Source organism: Halomonas sp. ML-15, assembly GCF_014779595.1.
Classification (GTDB): Bacteria; Pseudomonadota; Gammaproteobacteria; order Pseudomonadales; family Halomonadaceae; genus Franzmannia.
The window spans coordinates 35,677-36,089 of sequence record NZ_JACXZT010000011.1; the positions used below are offsets into that span (position 1 = coordinate 35,677).

The window sequence follows — 413 nt, forward strand, 5'->3', positions numbered from 1 at the left end:
CTTTTATTCTGTGTGTTGGTCTTTCCTGTAGTTAGCTTTGTAATATTTCCTATGGATATAGCGAAGGGGGTGTATAAAGGTTTTTTTTGGGCGGGAATAATTGGTGGACCAGCGATCTTGTTAATTTCATATCTCGGTTATTACGCTGGCATGCAGCGCTTGAAAAACAGCATCCCCGTTCGCTTTAATCGCCAGCGCCGGGAAGTCTGCTTTACCCTCACCGATACGCAAGAAACCGTCTACGTGCCTTGGGAATCCTTGATGGCCTGGGTGGTAGAGGCCCGCGGTGCTACCCAGTACGGTGTACAGCAGCAGTACGGCATGGGCGTCGGTTATGCCCACCCGGAGACGGGCCAGTGGCTAAAGCTCGAGTACATGACGGCGGGCCTGCCCCTGGCGATCAGTAATTGGGA

1 pseudogene is annotated in these 413 nt (G+C 52.3%); it reads left to right on the forward strand.

Annotated elements, in window-relative coordinates:
* Nucleotides 1–117 precede the first annotated feature (117 nt).
* Nucleotides 118–413: pseudogene (locus IEI94_RS08935) on the forward strand (hypothetical protein); the annotation flags it as partial.